Source organism: Amycolatopsis sp. NPDC026612 (genome assembly GCF_040638285.1).
Lineage (GTDB): Bacteria > Actinomycetota > Actinomycetes > Mycobacteriales > Pseudonocardiaceae > Amycolatopsis.
In genome coordinates this window covers 46,399-66,902 of sequence record NZ_JBEZYB010000026.1, presented here as the reverse complement: position 1 = coordinate 66,902, position 20,504 = coordinate 46,399, and the positions used below count along the sequence as shown (strand labels likewise).

Below are 20,504 nucleotides of genomic sequence, written 5' to 3'. Positions count from 1 at the left end.
TGGACCGGCAACCCGCGAGTCAACCAAACGCGTGATCGATCGGCCCCGGCCCGTGGCTCACTGTGCGTCGTCGTCGAGGGCGAAGCGCAGGTAGCGTTCGGCGGAGCGGCGTACTGTGGCCGCGCCGTCGCTGGTGACGACACGTCTCCAGAAGGCGCCGTAGATGCGTTCGAAGGTGAACGGTTCGACCAGTGTGAGTGCACGGCGGATGGTGCGTGGGCGTTCCGGGATGAAGTTGGGGACGCTGTACATGAAGCTGACCGACCGCCGGTCCATCGTCACCATGAAGATGTCGCCACTGAACAGCGCGCCGCGTCCTGCGGGGTCCTGACTCCAGTGGAGCACCGTGCCGCCGGCGAAGTGGGTGCCCGCGTTGATCAGTGTCATGCCGGGGGCGATCTGGTGGGTGTCGCCCGTCCAGTACTCGATCAGCGGATCGGGCCGCGCGACCCAGTCGCGGTCCGCGGCGTGGACGTACACCGGGGCGTCGAAGATCCGGCCCCACTCGATCATCGTGCCGTAGAAGTGCGGATGGCTGACGGCGATCGCGCTGATCCCACCCAGCTTCTCGATCTCGACGGCGAGATCGTCGTCGAGGTAGCCGACGCAGTCCCACAGCACGTTGCCGGATGGTGCTCGAACCAGCAGTGCACGCTGGCCGACACCCACAGTGGGCACCGTACCGACGCCGAACACACCGGGTCCCTCCTCGTCGATCCGACCGCGGTGGCCGTCAGCGCGCAACTCGGCGAGCGTGGTCCACCGCTGGCCGTCCCAGCCGACGTACTGCCGCTCGTCCAGGCAGATCGGGCAGTCAGCGCGCGCCGCGCCGTACTGCACACCGCAGGTGCGGCAGATCGGCAGGCGGGGGTCGGCCACACGACGAATGTTAGTCATTTGCCTATATAGTCAGATGGCTAATAAGATGTCAACGTGGAGAACACAGAGGCGCGGTGGGCCGGGATGCTGCGAGCACTGGGTCATCCGGTGCGGCTGGGCATCATGCGACGACTGGCGGCTGAGCCCGAGACCTGCGCATGCGACTTCAGCGACGTGTTCACGCTGAAACAGCCCACCGTCAGCCAGCACCTCAAGGTGCTCCGCGAGGCCGGCCTGGTCACCACACGCCGCCGCGGCACACAGATCTGCTACTCTGTGCAGCCCGGCGCGATCGTCGAGATCACCGATATGCTGGGCGCGCTCACGGCCCACCCCGAACCAGGGCCGACCCACTTGCCGGAAACTGCGCGCTCGTCGGCATGACCGGACATTAGCGGCATGTGCGGACGCCGGCGAGGACACTGGCCGAGTGTCGAGCAGCGAACGAAGGAAGCGGGCGGCCACGCGCCGCGCCGCGGTCGAAGGCGTAGCGGCCTACCTTGCCGATGAGGACGCGGATGTCTACAACATCACCGATGCCGCCGCCCGGGAGGACGCGGTGATGGCTGCTCTGAACCTGACTGCGCTGGCGGCAGCGGCTGTCACGGCCCTGGCCGAGGCGACGGGCCGTACGCCGTTGGAGGCTTTGCGCTCGATCGACCGCGAAGGCCGTTGACGAGCTCCCGGCAGAGCATCAGCCAGGCGCCGGGGTACTCGCCGGAGGTCACCCGGTGCAGGCCTCCAGAAACTGAGTCGCCTCGGGGTCGTCCGCTCGTCGGCTACTTGTTGAATGGCGGTACGACCGATGCCGGGCCAGGCTTGGTCGAGGTGTTCGACGGGTGGCTCTCTCATCGGCTGCCCACCACGCTGTCGGGTGTGCTCACTCATGGCGTGCCTCCCGTCGAGCACCGTGGCGGGGTGTGGCTCAAGAGGGGTCTGCTCAGCTCGAAGTAGCGCTGCCCACCTCGCCTGATACCAACCCAGGTACAGCGAGGAGTACTACGTGACACCAGCGATCATCGGCATGGATCCGCACAAGCGGTCTGCCACCATCGAGATCATCGACGAACGCGAGACTGTGCTGCACACCGGCCGGTTCGGCACCGATCAGGACGGCTATCACCGCATGCTGGCCGCCGGTCGCCGGGACGCCGCGAAGGCACGTTCGTGTACTACTCGGCGGCCGACAACCACGTGCAAGGTCTGCTCGCGCAGGCGCTGCACCACGCGGACCACCTCGACCGCGACATATCGGGTGACGTTGAGCAGCACGCACAGGAGCATCGACCGACCAGCGCGAACGCATAGCGCCGCGTACTCCGGCCGGGTGAGAAGCACGTCGACGGGCGACGACTCGGCCTCGTTCGCCCGGACCGCGCATCGGGGAGCGGTCCGGGCGGTCGGGCGTCCTGAACGGATTGACGGGGATCGTGATCCGGCTCGGCTCGCTAGCTCCCTTCTCGAGACGAACTGTCCGAGGTGGACGGCCGGCCTACTTGAAGTCCACTGAATATGGCGCTACCCGACGTGTTTTCTTCGCCGTTGGTTCGGGCACGACCATGAGTCGCCGTCGAGGGTCCGCGCCCCTACGCCGGTTGAGGCGCTCCTGGTGCGGTCCGGAGCGCGAACGGGATCAGCGCCAAGTGGATCTCGCGATCGGGATCGTCCTGAGCGTGCATGGTGAAGTCGATCTGCTCGTCGCCGCGCCGCGTGCCGGTCCGCTTGTAGTTCGGGTGGTCCTCGATCTTCTGGATGGCCTTCTCGATGACGGCCGTGACGTCCTTGTTCCGGATGAACAAGAGGACCGCCGCTTTGGTGTCCCGCCAGACGAGGTAGCCGAAGAGCTGCCTGAGCGCGTCGTCCATCGTCTTGGGGTCTGACCACACCTTGCACTCGCCGATGAAGACGTTGCGATCGTCGACGCGGATCAGGATGTCGGTCTTGCCTTCGCCGTTGAACAGCTCTCCGCCGGCGGTGCCTTCGAACTGGGCGTTGAGGCCCACCAGCAGGATGTCCCGGATCTCTTTCTTCCTGGAGCTTGGCGGCGAGCGAAGGCGTGCGCTCCAGCGCGTTCCGCTGGTTCCGCAGGACGCGTAGCGCGGCCTGGTAATCGTCGTCCGTCATTGCTGGCTCGGGCCGGAACGGGGGCCGGCCGCTGCGCTGTGGCGGCGCCGGGCGGACCGCTCGCCGCCGCATCGGAACGCCATAGGTGTCCGCGTCGGGCCGGCGCCGGACCGGGAATCCGATCTCCGCCTGGAGGTTGCGGACGGTCAGCAGCTCTTCGCGTCGTTTGGTCACCGACGCCGGTACTTCGGCCTCGATCGGCTGATTGTGCTGTTCGATTTGCGCTCGTGACCAGGTCAAGCGTTCTTCGAGCTTGGCAATCTGCTGGTCGAACGCGGACTTGACCTGGGCGGCGTCGCCAGGTGATCCATCGATGGCGAGGTGGATCTCGTCCTTGCGCAGCTGCAGCACCCGCGGCGGGTTGGTTGTGTAGCGGTTGGCGCGCAGCGTAAAGATGATCTTCTCGCCGTCGTAGGGAACGACGAGGACCAGGCGAGTTATCCCCGGGTGTAGCGCCGGCCGAACTGCTCGAAGTTCTCCTGTATTTCGGCGGGCTCGGGCATCCGGGCTTGATCGATGAGCAGCAGGTCGTCCGCGTCCCAGTCCTGCAGGTGCTTCGCCATGGCCTTGGCGGTTTGCCGGAGCGCGTCATCAAGGTCGCCCTGCCAGAACAGGAGTACGTCGTCCATGCCGTCATGGTGAACCCGCGCATTTGAGCTCGGACGCGACACGCCCAAGCGGAGGGAAGTTCGAGCTCGGGCGGGTGATGGAACCGTCGGTCGGCGGGGGTGTGACCCACCAGGCTCTAATACCCCTGGGGGGTAGTTGCGCGACGTCGTGTCGAAGGGTTAACCTCGCCCCATCACATACCCCCTAGGGGTAGCTATAGGAGGGATGGTCGTCATGGCTGAAACCGACTCGAGACGGTGGTGGGCGCTGAGTCTCATCGCGCTGGCCCAGTTCATGGTCATCATGGACACGTCGATCATCGGCGTCGCGCTTCCCGAGATGCAGAAGGATCTCGGATTCTCGCCCGGCGGCCTGTCGTGGGTCTTCAACGCCTACGTCATCGCGCTCGGCGGGCTCCTGCTGCTCGGCGGACGGCTGTCCGACCTGTTCGGGGCGCGACGGCTCTTCACCGCGGGCTGGGTGATCACGCTCGGCGGCTCGGTGGTTGCGGCGCTGGCGGGCACAGCCTGGGTGGAGTTGCTGGGACGCGTGCTGCAGGGCGCCGGCGCGGCCCTCATCGCACCATCGGCGCTGACGCTGTTGATGATGCTGTTCGGATCGCGGCCGCGGGAGCTGACGAAAGCGCTCGCGCTCTACGGTGCTGCCGCACCCGCCGGCGGAACCGCGGGGGTCTTCCTCGGCGGCGTGATCACCGAATGGCTCTCATGGCCGTGGATCTTCTGGCTGTACGTGCCGATCTCACTGGTCGCGATCCTGGCCACCGGACGGCTGATGCCCGCGGTGCCGGCCAAGCGCGGCTCGGTCGACGTCCTCGGGGCCGCGACCGTGACGGCCGGGCTCGCGGTGACCGTCTTCGCGGTGGTTCGTGCCCCGCAGGTCGGCTGGGGTGCGTTCGAGACGCTCGGAACGCTTGCCGGTGGCCTGGTCCTGCTCGCGCTGTTCGTCCTGATCCAGCGCGTCCGGCGGGTGCCACTGGTCCGGCTGGGGATCTTCCGCACCCGCAACCTCGGCGGCGCGAACCTCGCGCAGTTCCTGCTCGGTGCCGCGTGGATCCCGATGTGGTACTTCCTCAACCTGTACCTGCAGCAGGTCCTCGGCTACGGCGCCTTCGCCAGCGGCGCGGCCCTGCTGCCGATGACCGTGCTGATCGTCGTGCTCATGGTCGCGGTCGCGCCGAAGCTGATCGCGAAGCTGGGCGCCAAAACGATGATCATCGGTGGGTTGTGGGCGCTCGCCGTCGGCCTGGTGTGGCTGTCGTTCGCTCGCCCGACCGGCAACTTCATCGTCGACGTCCTGCCGCCCTCGCTGGTCGCGGCGCTCGGCCAGGCGCTGGCCTTCATCCCCTCACTCGGGACGGCGATCTCGAGCGCGAAGCCCGAGGAAGGCGGGCTCGCGGCCGGGATCGTCAACACCGCCTACCAGGTCGGGTCCGCACTGGGCCTGGCCGCGATGACCGCGGTCGGACTGTCCTTCGGCGCCGGTCGGCACGACGACCCGGTCGCCCTCACCGGCGGCTTCTCGGCGGCGTTCCTAGGCGCCGCGGGTATCGCCCTGGTCGGCGGGATCCTCGTCATGGCCACGCTGCGCGGCGACAAGCGCACGGCGGAAGTGCCGCCCGAGGAGGCCGTCGCGCGGTGACCGCCCGCTGTGCGGACTCGTCACCACGAGCCGGGGCGGCACCGCGAACTCGCGGTGCCGCCCCGGTCAAACGTGCGCGTGGTTCGAACTGACCCGGGCGTCGATCGTCGCCTGGAACTGCGGGCATTCCGCGATGTCTTCGTGGTCGCAATGGAGTGCGCAGTCGATGAGGTCCAGCGATGCCTGGGCCGCCGCGATCCGGGCGGCGAGTTCGGCTCGGTGGCGGCGCAGGATGGTCGTACGGCCGGCCGGGTCCTGCGCGGCGAACATCTCCCGGATGTCCTCCAGCCCGAAGCCCGCCTCCTTCGCGCGCAGGATCACGGCGACGCGGTAGAGGTCCGCGGGGCCGTAGCGGCGGCGGGACGCGGTGACCCGCGCCGGAGTCAGCAGCCCCATCGACTCCCAGTGCCGCAGCACGTGCGTGGCGAGACCGAACCGCCGTGCGATCTCGCCGATGCTCAACACCGCCTCGCTTGACTTCATGTCGACATTAAGTCGCAGCATGGCGATCATGTCCAGTACGAAGACCGCCCAGCCCGACGACGCCACGGCGTCGCTGATCCGGCTGCTCGACGCCGTCGACGCGCTGCCCGGCGCGGCCGACCTGCGCGCTCACACCTACGACCTGCTGCGAGTCTCACCCGGCCAGGTGGTCGTCGATGTCGGCTGCGGTGCCGGACGCGCGGTTTCCGAGCTCGCCGACCGAGGCGCACATTCGGTCGGTGTCGACCCGGATCCGCAAATGGTCGCAGCGGCGCGGGGCCGGTGGGCGGACCTCGACTTCCGCGAAGGTTCCGCGGGCGAGCTGCCGTTGGACGACGGTGCTGTGGCCGGTTACCGCGCCGACAAGGTCTTCCACGAGGTCGCCGATCCGGGCGCGGCGCTGGCCGAGGCGCGTCGGGTGCTCGCCCCGGGCGGGCGGATCGTCCTCATCGGCCAGGACTGGGACACCGTCGTCATCGACTCCGACGAACCGGAGCTGACCCGGACGATCGTGCACGTCCGCGCCGGCACGGTGCCCAGTCCGCGCGTCGCACGCGGCTACCGCTCGCTGCTGCTCGACGCCGGCTTCGACGACGTCACCGTCGAGGTCCAGACGGCGATCTTCACCGACCGTCTGGTGCTGGCGATGCTGACCGGGTTCGCCGCCGCGGCCTGCGAGGCCGGAGCCGTCGGACGTGAGCAGGCGGACGCGTGGCTGGCCGGGCAGGCTCAGCGTGCCGAGACGGACCGCCTGTTCGTGGCCGTGCCCCTGTTCATCGCCACCGGCATCGGCTGACCAAATAGCGTCAGTCCGGGCGTCGCAGGCCGTCCAGGGTGAGGGCGGCCAGGCGATGGGTCGCGGCGAGGGAAGGCAGGGTGCCCGCCGCGGTCAGGGCGTGGAGGCAGTAGGTCGCCAGCTCGTCGGCGGCCACGTCGTCGCGGATCTCGCCGGCTTCCGCCGCTTCGGCGACCAGTTCGCGGAACATCGCGTGCAGGTGCTGCTGGGCGTGGGCGACGTGGTCGCCGCCGTGCAGGAGCGTCACCAGCTCGGTGCCGTGGTGGTGCTGGGCTCGTTCGTGGTGGATCACCGCGTAGGCGTCCAGCACCTTCTCGAGCCGTTCGCCCGCCGCGCCGTCCTGGTCGCGGATCTCGGTGAGCTGAGTGAGGTGGGCGCGGATCTGGCGCTCGTGCCACGCGGTCACGATCGCCTCGACGTCGGGAAAGTACTTGTACAGCGTCGCCCGGCCGATGCCGGTCTTCGCGGCGATCTGCGACATCTTCACGCCGGTCAGGCCGTGCTCGGCCACGAGTTCCGCGGTGGCGTCCAAGGTCGCGTCGCGCACCGCCTCCCGGTGCGCCTCGATCGTCTCGTTCCACAGCTTCGGCACGACCTGAGCATACATAACGACGCGTCGGAGACGTTCTGCATTGACAGCGACAGACTGTCTCGATAAAACTGGGCACCTCATGAAGAAGGGCTCATCCCGATGACCGCTGCGCCACACTCGTCCCACCGCCCAGGCGGTCCCGACGACCTCTATCGCACCCCGCCGCCATGGGACATCGGCCGACCCCAGCACGCGTTCCGCGCTCTCGCCGACGCGGGCGCGATCCAGGGGCGGGTCCTCGACGCCGGGTGCGGGACCGGGGAACACGTGCTGATGTGCGCCTCGCTCGGCCTGGACGCCACCGGAATCGACCTGGCGTCCGCCGCCCTGCAGCGCGCCGAAGAGAAAGCTCGCGAACGGGGGCGCACGGCGAGGTTCCTCCGTCGTGACGCCCGAGAGCTGGCCGAGCTGGACGAGTCGTTCGACACCGTCCTGGACTGCGGCCTGTTCCACATCTTCGACGCGCAGGATCGCGCCACCTACGTCACCGGCCTCGGCACCGTACTGCGACCCGGCGGCCGCTACTTCCTGCTCTGCTTCAGCGATCGCCAGCCGGCCGGTGACTGGCCGTGGGTACATCGCGTGACACAGGCGGACATCACCAACGCCTTCGCCGACGGGTGGCACGTCGACTCGATCGAGCCCGCCACCATCGACATCACCACTGACCCCGACGGCATCCGCGCCTGGTTCGCCGCCATGACGAGGATTTGAACCATGCCGGTCGCCGAAGCGCACATCGTCACTCCCCGCGCCGAACGGTTCCTTACCCAGCTGTGTCGCCACGCCGAGGCCATGGGCGGCAAAGCCCGGCACCTCCACGGCGGGGATGGGCAGGCGCGTCCCGAAGTGGTGAAGGTCGAGTACGCCGAGAATGAAGGAAAGATCACCTTCAGCTGGGGCGAGTGCACCCTCCGATCCACTTCGGACACTTTGGCGGTGCACGTCGAGGCCGGCGACGCGGACAAGCTGGCGCGGCTCCAGGGCATCCTCACCGCGGACCTGGAGAGGTTCGGCAAGCGCGATGGCCTGGAAGTGAGCTGGCTCGGCGGCGCTGCTGTCCAACTTGGCGATCCAGGTCAAGCAGGCGGCGTGTTTCGTCGGTCGCCCGGCATGACGATCGCGCTTGTCATGGCGGTGGCTCTGGCCGTGGTCGCCCACGTCGTCTTCGGTGCCGCGGCATTGTCCGCTTGGCGATGGACAGGTGTTGCCGCCGATATTCTTATAACGCTGATAGTCCTGAAACTAGTCGCCGCGGCGTTGCTCGCCAAGCGTCGGTTCGGGCACGGTGTCGGGATCGTTGCGCACTTCCGACGTCAGAAGCGAAGCTCGAGTTCGGCAGAGTAGGAACTGTTGGTGTGTGCGGAAAATGTGGCCGGTGAATCAGCAGCAGTGCTCGCCGCGCCATGCTTCGCGACCTTCTTTGACGGCGACGGCGGCGATGACCAGCGCGACGACCGGGTCGGCCCACGACCAGCCGAACAGGCTGTTGAGCAGCAGCCCGACCAGTAGTACGCCGGACAAGTAGGTGCACAGCAGCGTCTGCTTCGAATCGGCGACCGCGCTGGCTGAGCCGAGTTCACGACCGGTGCGGCGCTGAGCGTAGGACAGCAGTGGCATCACCAGTAGCGACACTGCGGCCAGGAAGATCCCGACCGTGGAGTGTTCGGCGGTGCCGGTGCCGAACAGGGAGCGTACGGATTCGATGGTGACGTAGGCGGCCAAAGCGAAGAACGACACCGCGATCACTTTCAGTGCGGTCCGCTCACGAGCTTCGGGCTCGGTGCCGGAAAATTGCCAGGCGACCGCGGCGGCGGAGGCAACTTCGATCACCGAATCCAGGCCGAACCCGATGAGTGCCGTGGAGCCGGCGATGTTGCCGGCGGTGATGGCGATGATCGCTTCGATCACGTTGTACGTGATCGTCGCTGCCACGAACAGACGGATCCGCTTGTTCAGTACCGTCCGGCGGTGGGGATCGGTGGTCGTGGAGGAGACCGGGGTGGTGCAGCAGCCGTCTGTGCACCCGCTGTCGGCTGCGGCGATCGGCAGGGCGCGGGAGGGATCCGCCGGGCTGCTCATGAGGTTGCGCCCTCCTTCGTTGCGGCTGGGCGACGTGGCTGATCTTCGTCGGAGCAGTCCTCGGTGGGCTCTACGGCGAGCACCACCTTGACCAGTTCGCTCAGTGCCCGGGCCAGGTGCGGATCTGCCAGTGCGTAGCGGACCTGGCGTCCCTCGTAAGTCGCGACGACCAGTCCGCACCCACGCAGGCACGAGAGGTGGTTCGACACGTTGGAGCGGGTCAGGTCGAGTTGAGTCGCGAGCTGGCCGGGATAGTTCACTCCGTCGAGCAACGCGATCAGGATCCGGCACCGCGTCGGGTCGGCGAGCGCGCGGCCCAGTCGCGCCAAAGCGGACTCCCGCGTCTCGCATGTCAGCATGGGCAAAACTGTACAGTCACGACTGATCTATCTCAAGTTGCTGCCGGATCAGGCGAGGCCACCGCGGAACACCGCCAGCAGAAGACCGGCGAGCGGACCCACCACGACCGACGCCGCAGCCGTGACATAGGCCGTGGTCTCCGACCACCGGTCGAGCTCGGGCGCGGTCTCAGTGGAAGCTGAGCGCATCGCGCCCACGATCCACCGCAAGTAGTAGAAGAGGCTGGCCACGGTGTTCGCCGCGGCCACGACGACGAGCCAGGCGTACCCGCCGTCGAGAGTGGCGGTGAAAACCGTGAGCTTCCCGGCGAACACCGCGGTCGGCGGGGTACCGACCAGGCCGAGCAGGCACACCGCGAGGCTGATCGCGAGCCACGGCTTGTGACGCAGCAAGCCGCGGTAGTCCTCGACCGTCTTCAGCCGCGGCAAGGCACAGACGACGGCGAACGCGCCAAGATTCGTCAGCGCGTAGGCGGCCAGGTACAGCAGCATGCCGGGCAAGGCGAGGGAGCTGCGGGTCGCGACGGTGACGGCCATCAGCAGGTAGCCGACCTGGCTGATCGTCGAGTAACCGAGCAGCCGGCGCACGTCCTGCTGGAAGAACGCCGCCAGGTTCCCGAGCGTCATCGTCGCCGCAGCGATGATCGCCAGGAGCAATGGCCAGTCGACTGCGGTACCGGCCATGGTGGACGCGACGAGGCGGTAGGCGGCGATGACGGCGCCGATCTTGGGCACCGTCGTGAGGAACGCGGCCGCGGGTGGCCGGGTGCCTTCGGTGACATCCGGGACCCAGAAGTGCGCCGGGACCGCGCCCATCTTGAACAGCAGCCCGGCGAGCACGCCCACGAACCCGACGGCGACCGCGGCCGCCGGTGCGGCGCCGAGCGGCTTGGCGATCTCGGCGTACGCGCTGGCGCCGCCGACGCCGAAGAGCACCGTCGCGCCGGCGAGCATCGTGATGCCCAGCAGTGCGCCGAGCAGGTAGAACTTGAGCGCGCCTTCGGTGCCGAGGTCGTCCTTGGCGAACCCGGCGATGGCGTAGAGCGGGATGCTGGCGAGCAGGTATCCGGCCACGAGCAGCAGCAGGTCGTTCGCGCCGGTCAGCACGATCGTGCCGAGGGCGGCGAGCAGCACGAGGACGTACAGCTCGCTTTCTCGCGGCGAGGACCGGAACTCACCGGCCGTGACGCCGAGCGTCAGCAGGACGGCGACCACGACGATGGCGCGACCGGCGTTGGTGGCCACGTCGATCGCGTACGTGCCGCCGAACACCGTCCGGGCCGGGTCGGACCAGACCGTGACGGTAGCGACGAGGGCGCTGATGCACGCGAGGGCGGTCAGCAGCCGCACCGGCCATTGCCGCTGCCGGGGCAGGTAGGACCCGAGCAGGAGCCCCACTACCGCGGCGAGCGCGAGGATGATCTCGGGCAGCAGCGCGAGTGGGTCCTCGTTCATCATCTCCACGGCCGCGTCACCTGACCAGCAGGTTCAGGACCGACCGCGACGCGGGTTCGATCAGGTCGAGCAGGAACCGCGGGAAGACCCCGATGACGACGGCCAGCACCAGCAGCGGCGTGATCGATATCCCTTCGGCCACCGTGAGATCGGTGGCCGGTGTCCCCGGTTTGCCGAGGAACACCTTCTGGAAGGCTCGCAGGAACAGCGCGGCGGTGATGAGGATGCCGAGGAACGCCAGCACCGTGGCCACCGGGGCGGCGCCGAGCGATCCGGTGAAGATCTGGAACTCGGCGATGAACCCGGAGAAGCCGGGCAGCCCCAGCGAGGCGAACGCCGCCGCCGCAGTGAGCCCGGCGAACCGTGGTGCGCTGTCCGCGAGACCGCCGTAGCGGTCCATGTCGTAGGTGCCGCCGCGCTCGTAGAGCACTCCGGCGAGGAGGAACAGCGCGCCGGTGATCAGGCCGTGGCTGACCATCTGGGTGACCGCGCCGGTGACGGCGAGCTGGCGTGCTTCGGTCGCCGAGTTCGCGACGAGCCCGGCCGCGCCGACGGCCAGCACGATGTAGCCCATGTGGTTGACCGAGGTGTAGGCGATCAGCCGCTTGAAGTCGCGCTGGCCCAGGGCGACCAGCGCGCCGTAGAGCACGCTGACGACGCCGACCACGACGAACACCAGCGCGTAGCGGCGCCACGTGTCGGGCAGGATCGGCATGGCGATCCGCACGAAGCCGTAGGTGCCCATCTTCAGCAGGACCCCGGCCAGGATCGCCGACCCGGCCGCGGGTGCTTCGGTGTGCGCGGGCGGGAGCCAGGTGTGGAACGGCACGGTCGGTGTCTTGATCGCGAACCCGACGCCGAGGGCGAGCAGCACCAGCCCGGCGGCCCACCCGCCACCGGCCAAGGGCATCTGGCGGGTCAGGTCGACGATGTCGAAGGTGTGTGGCGACGCGGTGACGTACAGCGCGATGAACCCGACCAGCAACGCCAGCGAACCGACGAAGGTGTAGAGGAAGAACTTCAGCGCGGCACGGGCGGCGTCACGGTGGCCCCACCCGGCGATGACGAAGTACATGCCCACGATCGACAGGTCGAAGAAGACGAAGAACAGGATCAGGTCGAGCGCGACGAACAGCCCGAGGCACACGGACTCGAGGAACAGGAACAGCACCGCGAAGGACCGGATGCGGTCGTCCTGCCGCAGCGAATACACCGCGCAGGCCAGGAAAAGGACAGCCGTCAACGCGATCAGCGGGAGGCTCAGGCCGTCGACGCCGAGGTGGTAGCCGGAGCTGACGCTGGGGATCCACCGCAGGTTCACCTCGTAGGCGTAGCCGTCCCCTCCGGGGTAGCCGGCCCAGAGCGCGACGATCAGCGCGAGCTCCACCAGGGACGCGCCGATCCACCACCAGCGGACGAACCCGCCGGCGGCGCGCGGCACCGCGAGCAGGACCACGGCTGCCACCACCGGCAGGAACACCACGACGCTGAGCACGCTCTACCTCACGTTCGTCAGAGAACCAGCAACAACACGGCGAGCACACCCAGCGCGACGGCGGCTTGGGCGTAGTAGTGGTGCAGCTGCCCGGTCTGCGGGCGCGGCGCCTGCCTTCCGAGGGCACGCGCCCCGGCGGCGATCCCGCGGACGACGGCGTCGATCGAGACCTCGACGCGCAGCGTCGCCAAGCGCCCGAGGGCCGCCCCGGTCGCCGCCGCGGCGCGCACGCCGCCGTCGACCACCCGGTCGTCGAACCGGGCCAGGCCCGCGGCCAGCCGCTCCACCGGCCGGGCGACCGCGACTTGCGCGGCTCGCTCCAGGTGCAGCCAGCCGGCGAGCACACCCAGCCGTGGGGACGAGCGCCGCCACGATGCGGCGGCCACGACTCCGGCCACGGCGACCAGGCCGGACGCGGCCAGCTCCCACCATGTCGGCGCCGGAGTCGCCGGGCCGCCGATGAGCCGCGAGAACCGATCGGCCAGGACCGGCAGGCCGCCGATCCCGAGCAGGGCGGCGGCCGCCGCGAGCACCGGCAACGGCCAGAGCAGCAGCCGGCTCAACGGATTCGCGGCCGGGTCGGCCGGTTTCCACACGATCGCCAGGACACGGCCGACGTAAGCGCCGCTCACGAGCGCGGCCGCCAAGCCGGCGACGTACAACGCCGTCGAGTCCGCCAAAGCCGTGGCCAGGACGGCGTCCTTGCTCAACCAGATCGACAACGGCGGCACCCCGGCCAAGGTGAGCGCCCCGATGGTGAACACGACGCCAAGTAGCGGATAACGCCGTGCCGCGCCTTCCAGCCGCCGGAGGTCCTTGGTGCCCAGACCGACCAGCCAAGCGCCGGCGCCGAGGAACAGCAGGCTCTTGGTCGCCGCGTGCGCGACGAGCTGCCCGGCCCCGGCGGCGGGTCCACCCGCGCCCGCGGCGAGCACCATGAACCCGATCTGAGAGCAGGTCGAGGCGGCCAGGACCTGCTTGAGGTCGCGCTGCACCACCGCGATCGCCCCGAGCACGAGCGCGGTGACCACGCCGAGCCACGCCACCACAGTGGACGCCCACGCCGTCGACGCCAGCAGCGGCTCGAGCCGGATCAGCAGGTACGCCCCGGCCGCGACCATGGTCGCCGAGTGCAGCAGCGCCGAGACCGGGCTCGGGCCGTCCATCGCGCGGGAGAGCCAGAAGCTGAACGGCAGTTGCGCGGACTTCCCGGCGGCGGCCAGCACGATCCCGGCCGCCACGACGTCACGCCAGCCCTCCGCCGCGGCCGGCAGCCCGGCCAAGGTGAGCCCGCTGACGCCGCCTGCCAGCGCGGCCCCGGCCGCGAGGTACAACCCGAGGTCGGCCGTGCGGGTGGTGAGGAAGGCGAGGGCGCCGGAGTCGACGCGGTGGTCTTCTCGCCACCAGAATCCGATCAGGGCGTACGAGCAGGCGCCCATGACTTCCCAGGCCATCAGCAGCACCACGAGGTCGCGGGCGGTGACGGTGACGAGCATGGCGCCGGCGAAGACCAGCATCAGGCCGTGGAAGCGGGCCCGGGACTCCTCGGAGTCGAACTCACCGGCTGCGAACACCAGCACGGCCACCAGCACCGCGGTCACGGTGAGCACCATGACCGCGGACAGCCCGTCGACGGCGAGGCCGATCCGCAGCCCCGCCAGCAACGGCGCGGAGACCTCCGGGCGGGTGATCGCGGCGACGATCGCGAGCACGACGGACACGACCGCGGCTGCGACACCCGTCGCGGGGGCGACGCGGTCGGCGGGGCGGCCGGTGACCAGCAAGGCGGTCCCGGCGACCAGGGGCAGCGCGATCAGCAGCCACAGCGTCATCGGCTCAGCCCTTGAGGTCCGTGGCGGAGTCGGTCAGGTCGACGTCGCGGCGGCGGAAGATCGCGGTCGTCACGGCGAATCCGATCGCCATGTCGACCGCCATCAGCGTCACCGCGACGAGGACGACGACCTGGCCGTCCGGGCGGGTGGGGGAGGCGAAGTACCAGAACGCGGCCCCGCCGACGATCACGGCGTTGGCCATCAGCTCCAGGCCCATCATGATCATCACGATGGACTGCTGGGACAACGCGCCGTACAGGCCGACGCTGAACAGCGCCGCGGCCAGCAGCAGATACTCCTGCAGCGTCAACGGTCCAAGCCTCCTCGCACCGGGTCCTCCGGCCGTTTCGCCCGGAGAGCGTCGCCGTAGCGGTCGTACCGGCCGCGGTGGGTGGCCAGTACGACGGTGGCGACCATCGTCGCGAACAGGCACAGCCCGAGCACCATCATCACCAGCATCTTGGAGCCCATCAGCGCCTCGCCCAGCGCGCGCGTCGGGTCTGCCGGTCGTGGCTGGTCCGACGTCGGCCAGGGGACGAGCAGGATGCCGGCGGCGAGCGCGGCGAACACCCCACCCGCGATGGCGAGGGAGCCCTTCTGGTTGTGCACCATCGTCATCGGCATCAACCCGGCCGGGTTCATCATGTACATGAGCATGAACACGACCATGACGACCATCTCCATGATCATCATGAGGACGACGAGCACGCCGAGGTAGGCGAGGTTCAGCAGCAGGATCGTGCCGGCCGCGAAGAGGAAGGACAGCAGCAGCGCGAACGTCGCGCGCGCCATCGAGTCCACCCGGAACACCGCCACGCCGGTCACTACCGAGCCGGCCGCGCACGCCCAGAAGACGATCTGTGTCCACATGCGACGGTGCTCCTTTCGTCAGCGGGCGAGGACGACGACGGCGACCACGAGGGCCTGGACGAGGGTCAGCGGGATGAGCACGATCCAGGCGATCTCCTGGTAGCGCTCCATCCGCAGCGTGGGGATCCGGCGCTTGGCCCACACCAGCAGTGCGAGCACGGCCAGGGTTTTCGCCAGCGACCACAGCCAGGCGGGCAGGACCGGGCCGGCGCCCCCGCCGAGGAACAGCGGTACCGCGAACGCCGCGCCCGAGGTCAGCAGCAGCCACCGGGCAGCCGTGAACACCAGCCGGTCGACTCCCGACAGCTCGGCGGCGGCACCCCCGGCGGCGTCCGCGCCGACCGGCTGGTCGAACGGCCCCCAGAACGCCATGGCGAGCACCGACGCCAAGTAGACGACGAAGGCGAGCGGCATCCAGACCACGAACCACACCGAGCTCTGCGCGGCCACGACGTCGGCCACCCGCAGTGAGCCGGCGCCGAGCGCCGCGGTGATCAGGGCGAACATGTGCGGCAGCTCGTAGGCCAAGCCCTGCGCGATGAACCGGTAGCCACCGACCAGGCCATACGCCGAGTTCGCACCCCAGCCGACCAGCCAGACCGCCGCCCAGGCGACGACCTCCATCGCGTTGAACCAGACGATCCCGATCGACAGGTCCGCCACCGCCCAGTGCCCGAGCGGGGTCACGAGCGACGCGAGCACGGCGGCCAGCAGCAGCGCGAGGGCGCCGCCGCGGCCCAGGAGGACATCCGCGGCGAGGGTCCGGCGGCGTTGCTGGACGAGCAGCCCGCCTGCCTCGCGCAGCGGAAGCGTCATGGACGCTCGCCAACCGGGGCCACCGCTTGCCCGGTCGTGCAGGACCGCGTCCCACGACGCGGTGGCCCCGGCCAGGGCCAGGAGCACGATCGGCAGTAGGAGGCCGCCCCACCAGGGGAGTTCGTCAACCATGGGTCACCCGCACGCGCTCGAGGTCGGGGTCGAAGCTGGCGACGATCAGGCGAGCCGTCGCGAACTCGGCGCCGGCCAGCAGACCCGGCAACGCGTCGAGGACCGCGGCCGGGTCCTCGTCGACCGCGCTCGCGGTACCGTCGATCGCGGCCTCGGCCTCGTCGATCCAGCGGGTCAGGCGGTCCAGGGCGTCGCCGGAGTCCGCGTGGATGCCGACGCCGGTCAAGGACCACCGCAGGACCCGAGAGCGGCGGACCAGCTTCGCCCAGCGCGCGAACCGTGGGCCGGGTTCCTGCTCGGAGAGCAGGTTGTCCCGCAACCGGGCAGCCGTGACGGCGGCGTGCTCCCAGCCGGCGACGGTCAGCAGCCGTGCGCAGCTGTCCAGCCGCCGCGCGGCGATCCTGATCCGGTCGGAAGCCAGGCTGTCCCAGAACGCGGCCGTCCCGTGGGCCGGGGTCAGCACGGTCTCGACCACCGCCTCCTGCACGACGTCGCCCTGGAGGACGGCGTGCACGAGCAGGCCGGCCGGCCACGCCGGGAGTACCGGTCCGAGCGGCACGGTCAGCCGGTCGAGCTTCAGACCGTCGCGGTCGTCGGCACGGTCGGCCATCGGGATGCCGCCGGGCATCTCCATGCCGCTCATGTCGTGCCCGTGGTGGTGGCCGTGGGCCATCTGACCGGAGTGGCTGCCGTCGGCGTGCTCGTCCTGCGACCCGTGCCCCTCGTGCCGGCTGTGCTCGGTGTCACCGTGGCCCGAGTGGTGAGAGTGCTGCTGGTCGTCGTGGCTTCCCGGCGCCGCGTGGTGCGCCTCGATCGCGGGAGTGTGATGATGCTCGGCGTTCAGCGCGACCGTGTCTTCGGTGGCCGCCGAGCGTTGCTCTTCCGGCGAGCGCAGCCGCCGCTCGGCGCTGGACAGGGCGGACGCAACTTCGGACGCGTCCACCAGATCGAGCCGCACACGAGGCGCCGGGATCAGCTGCCACACCGCGTTGGTGAACGGGGCCATTGCCGGGTCGGCGGGACCCGGGACGATCAGCAGATTGGCTTCTGCCGGGTTCAGTGCGGGCCGCCAACCGCGTCGGCGGATCTCCTGCTCGACGGCAAGCCGGGCGCCGGTCCCGCCGACTGTCGTGGCGACCAGCGGCCGGACCGGGGTCCGGCCGAGCAGCCAAGCCGTCAGGTCCATCGGAAGACGCCCTCGCGCCCGGCGTACCAGACCCCGGCGAACAGCACGGCGAGGAACGCGAACATCTCGACCACAGCCGTCGTCCCGACCTCCGCCACGACGAGCGTCCACGGGTACATGAAGACCATTTCCATGTCGAAGGCCAGGAAGACCATCGTGATCGTGTACCACCGGACGTGGTACCGGGAGACCGCGTGCTCGGCCGGGGAGCCGCCGGAGAGGAACGGCAGAACGTCCCGAGCCGCCGGGAGCAACCGAACCAACCTCGCGACGCCGTAGACCGCGGCGACCAGCGCGAGGAGGCCGACGAGCGCTACGAGCGCACCTTGCACGACACCTCCTCGGCTTATCGATCTACTAGGAAGCTTAGCAGGCTGATCTCGTTGGAGTGGCCCGAAAACAGATCATACATACGGTTAGGGGGTAAGGCTATTCAGCACTGTCGGCGTGCTCTTCTTCGTGGTCAGGTGGCGCGGACGCAGAACCGGGCGGCATCGCGGGTGTGCGATGCCGCCCGGTTCTGTTCTTCGAGATCAGGCCGTGGGCCGGGTGGCCCCGGTGTACTGGCTCTGCAGTGGCGAGATCTTCACGACGTCGCCGCTGGTCGGCGCGTGGACCATCTTCCCGTCGCCGATGTACATCCCGATGTGGTGGACCGGGGAGTAGTACGCGACGAGGTCGCCGGGTTGCAGTTGGTCGCGCGGCACCGGGGTGCCGTACTGGGCCTGGGCCGCGGAGTTGCGCGGCAGCGTGATGCCGGCCTTCGCGTACGCCCAGAGCATCAGGCCCGAGCAGTCGAACGAGCCCGGCCCGGTGGCGCCCCAGACGTACGGACTGCCCAGCTTGCTCAGCGCCGCGTTGACCGCGGTCTGCGCCGCCGCTGTCGGAGCCTTGACGTTGGGAGCCTTGCCGCCGGTGTCCCGCTGCAGTGCCTTGTCGGCGGCGCTCAGGTTCTTGTCTGCGGCCTTGACCTGCTCGATCTGGTCGTTGAGGGTCTTCTGCTTGGCCTTGATGTCCTCGGTCAGTTTCGCCGCGGCGTCGCGTGCGTCCTGCGCCCGCTTCGCGGCGTCCGACGCCTTGTTCGTGGCGTCGGTGGCCTGCTGGACGGCGCCGGTGAGGTTGTTCATCGCGGCGTTCTTGTCCGTGGCCAGCACTTCGAGCGCCGAAGACCGGTCGAGGAAGTCCTGAGTGGACGTTCCGGACAGCAGGGCCGACAGCTTGTTCAGCTGGACACCGCTGGTGAAGGACGCTCCGGCGAACTTGTCGACCTCGGTCTGGTACTTCTTCTGGTTTTCGGTGGCCTTGGCGCCTTGTTCCTTCGCCGCGTTGACGTCGTTGCTGGCCTTGTCGAGTTCACCTTGCTTGGTCGTCAGGTCGGCTTGTGCCTTGAGAAGATCCTCGTTGAGCTTCTCGGCCTGCTCCGCGAGTTCGCGGTACTTGGCCAGCGCATCCGACCCGCTGGGCGGAGCTTGCAGGAAGGGGACTGGGGCGGCGTCGGCCGTCGGCTGGGCGACCGTGACCACGAGGATCACCGAGGTCGCTGCCAGGACACCTGAAACCACGCGCCTGATGGGATGCGACTGCACGTCGCGCGGATCTCCTTTGCTCGTCGCCCGCCGGCCGGCACCTGGGACGAAGAGGCCGGGGGATCCTCTGCTCGCTGTCCCGACGCGCATCTGGCCGTGCTCTTCCGCAACAGGTGATGCGCGCGGTGTGTTTCCGGTTTCCGGCTTCCCGGCAAAGCCATGCCCGGCGGCGATCCCGCGTCGCCGTCCGGTCGACGGCAACGCCGCGAGATCTCGGACAGGCTACGAAAAGATGTCGGCGACGTCTACCTTTCAGGGAAAGAAATTCGGGGGCTTCCGCTTCATCGCTGGTCAGGCCGGGGAACCGCGCAGACGTCTGTGACAGTCTGCTATCTGCCCTAGTACTACCAGTTATCGTTGGTACTGAACGAGTGATCGGCATCACCGTCACTGGTTCATCTTGGCCGTTGCGGTTCTGGTTCGCCGGCCGATGCGCGTGGCCGGCACTCGCCGATGCCGGGCGGCTGGTTGCGTTGGCGCCTGTGCCGGGTGTAAAACCTTGTATACCCCCATAGGGTAATTGCCGGGAGGATTCGTGGCATCACAACCCTTTCACCATGGCCGCCTCCGCCGTGCTGTCCGTTCGCCGGCCGCCCGTGCGGTCGTCGTCTGCGTGCTCGGCTGTGCTATGACCGCGCTGCGGGCTGCCCACGCGGCTTCCATTGCCTCTCGGCCTACTTCGAAGCGGGGTACTTCGTGCCGCGACTGAAGGTGCTCGATCCCGAAGAGGCGCATCCGTCGGCCGGGCGACTGCTCGGCGACATCGTTCAGCGGCACGGCGACGCCGGCGAGATGGTTCGTGTCATGGCCCATTCGCCGGCGCTGCTGCAGGGCTACCTGGATCTCTCGCGGGCGGTCAAGCGGATCAAGATTCCGCGTGCGCTGGCCGAGAAGATCTCCCTGGCGGTGCAGGAGTGGATCGGCTGCCCGCGCTGCCTCGCTGCGCACGTCGATGCCGCGCGCGCTGCCGGGCTGACCGATGCCGACATCGAACTCGCCCGGCAGGGCACGTCGATGGACGGCCGGGAAGCGGCCCTCGTGACCCTGGCCGTCCGGCTGCTCGTTGAGCCGTCGTCGATCGAAGACGCCGACATCGCCTCGATCCGTGAGTGCGGCTGGAGCGACCGCATCCTCGGGGATCTCGTCGCCCTGGTCGCGCTCAACCAGCTGACCGGCAGCTTCAACCTGCTCGTCGGGCTCGGGGTGGACGAGACCCAGCTCACTTGAAACCCCTACCCCCTAGGGGTATATTCAATATATGAACGGCTACAGCGGCGACAAGGACGCCTTCGTGCAGCGCATGCGACGCGTCGAAGGCCAGGTCCGCGGCATCGCCAAGATGATCGAGGACGACAAGTACTGCATCGACGTGCTCACGCAGGTTTCCGCGGCGACGAAGGCTCTCGAAGCCGTCGCGCTGGGGCTGCTCGACAACCACCTGCGGCACTGTGTTGCGCAGGCAGCTGCGGAGGGCGGCGACATCGCCGACACCAAGGTCGCCGAGGCCAGTGCGGCCATCGCACGTCTCGTCAAGTCCTGACCCGTCATC

Annotated in this window: 24 protein-coding genes and 1 pseudogene; 9 read left to right on the top strand and 16 right to left on the bottom strand. The window is 69.1% G+C overall.

Annotated features, from left to right (window positions below; translation table 11 throughout):
- Positions 1-57: 57 nt before the first annotated feature.
- The gene (locus AB0F15_RS23590) at positions 58-879 is read right to left on the bottom strand and encodes an MBL fold metallo-hydrolase (protein WP_360273968.1); all 822 of its coding nucleotides are present in this window, start codon (positions 877-879) and stop codon (positions 58-60) included.
- A gap of 54 nt (positions 880-933) precedes the next feature.
- Between AB0F15_RS23590 and AB0F15_RS23585 the strand changes: the two genes are divergently transcribed.
- The 3 genes and pseudogenes from AB0F15_RS23585 to AB0F15_RS23575 form a co-directional block, all read left to right on the top strand.
- Positions 934-1,263, top strand: a complete 330-nt coding sequence (locus tag AB0F15_RS23585; protein WP_360273965.1) for a metalloregulator ArsR/SmtB family transcription factor — start codon at positions 934-936, stop codon at positions 1,261-1,263.
- Positions 1,264-1,309: 46 nt separating this feature from the next.
- Positions 1,310-1,555 carry a hypothetical protein gene (locus AB0F15_RS23580; protein WP_360273963.1) on the top strand — a complete coding sequence of 82 codons (246 nt, stop codon included), beginning with the start codon at positions 1,310-1,312 and terminating at the stop codon, positions 1,553-1,555.
- 470 nt (positions 1,556-2,025) lie between these two features.
- Positions 2,026-2,187 (top strand): annotated as a pseudogene (locus AB0F15_RS23575) (transcriptional regulator); the annotation flags it as partial.
- Between the two features lie 278 nt (positions 2,188-2,465).
- On the opposite strand, the gene AB0F15_RS23570 reads toward AB0F15_RS23575, so the two are convergent.
- The gene (locus AB0F15_RS23570; protein WP_360273961.1) at positions 2,466-2,882 is read right to left on the bottom strand and encodes a hypothetical protein; all 417 of its coding nucleotides are present in this window, start codon (positions 2,880-2,882) and stop codon (positions 2,466-2,468) included.
- 558 nt (positions 2,883-3,440) lie between these two features.
- On the bottom strand, positions 3,441-3,632 hold the full coding sequence (locus AB0F15_RS23565; protein ID WP_360273958.1) for a hypothetical protein: 192 nt from the start codon (positions 3,630-3,632) through the stop codon (positions 3,441-3,443).
- 214 nt (positions 3,633-3,846) lie between these two features.
- On the opposite strand from AB0F15_RS23565, the gene AB0F15_RS23560 reads away from it, so the two are divergent.
- Positions 3,847-5,271: an MFS transporter gene (locus tag AB0F15_RS23560; RefSeq protein WP_360273955.1), complete on the top strand. Its 1,425-nt coding sequence runs from the start codon at positions 3,847-3,849 to the stop codon at positions 5,269-5,271.
- 66 nt (positions 5,272-5,337) lie between these two features.
- Here AB0F15_RS23560 and AB0F15_RS23555 read toward each other — a convergent pair whose 3' ends face one another.
- A complete protein-coding gene (locus tag AB0F15_RS23555; RefSeq protein ID WP_360273953.1) occupies positions 5,338-5,754 on the bottom strand; it encodes a MerR family transcriptional regulator in 417 nt (138 codons plus the stop codon).
- Between the two features lie 28 nt (positions 5,755-5,782).
- On the opposite strand from AB0F15_RS23555, the gene AB0F15_RS23550 reads away from it, so the two are divergent.
- Positions 5,783-6,550 carry a methyltransferase domain-containing protein gene (locus tag AB0F15_RS23550; protein ID WP_360273950.1) on the top strand — a complete coding sequence of 256 codons (768 nt, stop codon included), beginning with the start codon at positions 5,783-5,785 and terminating at the stop codon, positions 6,548-6,550.
- Positions 6,551-6,560: 10 nt separating this feature from the next.
- Here the strand turns inward: AB0F15_RS23550 and AB0F15_RS23545 are convergent, their stop codons facing one another.
- On the bottom strand, positions 6,561-7,142 hold the full coding sequence (locus AB0F15_RS23545; RefSeq protein WP_360273948.1) for a TetR/AcrR family transcriptional regulator: 582 nt from the start codon (positions 7,140-7,142) through the stop codon (positions 6,561-6,563).
- A 99-nt stretch (positions 7,143-7,241) separates the two neighbouring features.
- On the opposite strand from AB0F15_RS23545, the gene AB0F15_RS23540 reads away from it, so the two are divergent.
- Positions 7,242-7,856: a class I SAM-dependent methyltransferase gene (locus tag AB0F15_RS23540; RefSeq protein ID WP_360273945.1), complete on the top strand. Its 615-nt coding sequence runs from the start codon at positions 7,242-7,244 to the stop codon at positions 7,854-7,856.
- A 3-nt stretch (positions 7,857-7,859) separates the two neighbouring features.
- Positions 7,860-8,489, top strand: coding sequence for a DUF2218 domain-containing protein (locus tag AB0F15_RS23535; protein WP_360273943.1), 630 nt, complete (start codon positions 7,860-7,862; stop codon positions 8,487-8,489).
- A gap of 36 nt (positions 8,490-8,525) precedes the next feature.
- On the opposite strand, the gene AB0F15_RS23530 is transcribed toward AB0F15_RS23535, so the two are convergent.
- The 11 genes from AB0F15_RS23530 to AB0F15_RS23480 all read right to left on the bottom strand — a co-directional run bounded on the left by AB0F15_RS23530 (position 8,526) and on the right by AB0F15_RS23480 (position 18,955).
- Positions 8,526-9,224 carry a cation transporter gene (locus AB0F15_RS23530; RefSeq protein WP_360273940.1) on the bottom strand — a complete coding sequence of 233 codons (699 nt, stop codon included), beginning with the start codon at positions 9,222-9,224 and terminating at the stop codon, positions 8,526-8,528.
- The gene (locus tag AB0F15_RS23525) at positions 9,221-9,583 is read right to left on the bottom strand and encodes a metalloregulator ArsR/SmtB family transcription factor (RefSeq protein ID WP_360273937.1); all 363 of its coding nucleotides are present in this window, start codon (positions 9,581-9,583) and stop codon (positions 9,221-9,223) included. The genes AB0F15_RS23530 and AB0F15_RS23525 overlap by 4 nt, the downstream gene beginning before the upstream one ends.
- 48 nt (positions 9,584-9,631) lie before the next feature.
- A complete protein-coding gene (locus tag AB0F15_RS23520; protein WP_360273934.1) occupies positions 9,632-11,038 on the bottom strand; it encodes an NADH-quinone oxidoreductase subunit N in 1,407 nt (468 codons plus the stop codon).
- Between the two features lie 16 nt (positions 11,039-11,054).
- Entirely contained in the window at positions 11,055-12,533 is a 1,479-nt protein-coding gene (locus AB0F15_RS23515; protein WP_360273931.1) for an NADH-quinone oxidoreductase subunit M, read from the bottom strand.
- 17 nt (positions 12,534-12,550) lie between these two features.
- Positions 12,551-14,365: a proton-conducting transporter membrane subunit gene (locus AB0F15_RS23510; protein ID WP_360273928.1), complete on the bottom strand. Its 1,815-nt coding sequence runs from the start codon at positions 14,363-14,365 to the stop codon at positions 12,551-12,553.
- A gap of 4 nt (positions 14,366-14,369) precedes the next feature.
- Positions 14,370-14,675 carry an NADH-quinone oxidoreductase subunit NuoK gene (nuoK, locus tag AB0F15_RS23505; protein ID WP_360273925.1) on the bottom strand — a complete coding sequence of 102 codons (306 nt, stop codon included), beginning with the start codon at positions 14,673-14,675 and terminating at the stop codon, positions 14,370-14,372.
- Positions 14,672-15,235 (bottom strand): NADH-quinone oxidoreductase subunit J, encoded by a 564-nt coding sequence (locus tag AB0F15_RS23500; protein ID WP_360273922.1) that lies wholly within the window; start codon positions 15,233-15,235, stop codon positions 14,672-14,674. Before AB0F15_RS23500 ends, nuoK begins: the two co-directional genes overlap by 4 nt.
- An 18-nt stretch (positions 15,236-15,253) precedes the next feature.
- Positions 15,254-16,183 carry a complex I subunit 1 family protein gene (locus AB0F15_RS23495; protein ID WP_360273920.1) on the bottom strand — a complete coding sequence of 310 codons (930 nt, stop codon included), beginning with the start codon at positions 16,181-16,183 and terminating at the stop codon, positions 15,254-15,256.
- The gene (locus AB0F15_RS23490; RefSeq protein ID WP_360273918.1) at positions 16,176-17,369 is read right to left on the bottom strand and encodes a hypothetical protein; all 1,194 of its coding nucleotides are present in this window, start codon (positions 17,367-17,369) and stop codon (positions 16,176-16,178) included. Before AB0F15_RS23490 ends, AB0F15_RS23495 begins: the two co-directional genes overlap by 8 nt.
- Positions 17,360-17,701: an NADH-quinone oxidoreductase subunit A gene (locus AB0F15_RS23485; protein WP_360273915.1), complete on the bottom strand. Its 342-nt coding sequence runs from the start codon at positions 17,699-17,701 to the stop codon at positions 17,360-17,362. Before AB0F15_RS23485 ends, AB0F15_RS23490 begins: the two co-directional genes overlap by 10 nt.
- Positions 17,702-17,902: 201 nt before the next feature.
- Positions 17,903-18,955, bottom strand: coding sequence for an NlpC/P60 family protein (locus tag AB0F15_RS23480; RefSeq protein WP_360273912.1), 1,053 nt, complete (start codon positions 18,953-18,955; stop codon positions 17,903-17,905).
- Positions 18,956-19,666: 711 nt separating this feature from the next.
- Here AB0F15_RS23480 and AB0F15_RS23475 point away from each other — a divergent pair.
- Entirely contained in the window at positions 19,667-20,182 is a 516-nt protein-coding gene (locus AB0F15_RS23475; RefSeq protein ID WP_360273909.1) for a carboxymuconolactone decarboxylase family protein, read from the top strand.
- Between the two features lie 31 nt (positions 20,183-20,213).
- Positions 20,214-20,495 carry a metal-sensitive transcriptional regulator gene (locus tag AB0F15_RS23470; protein ID WP_360273906.1) on the top strand — a complete coding sequence of 94 codons (282 nt, stop codon included), beginning with the start codon at positions 20,214-20,216 and terminating at the stop codon, positions 20,493-20,495.
- Positions 20,496-20,504 lie beyond the last annotated feature (9 nt).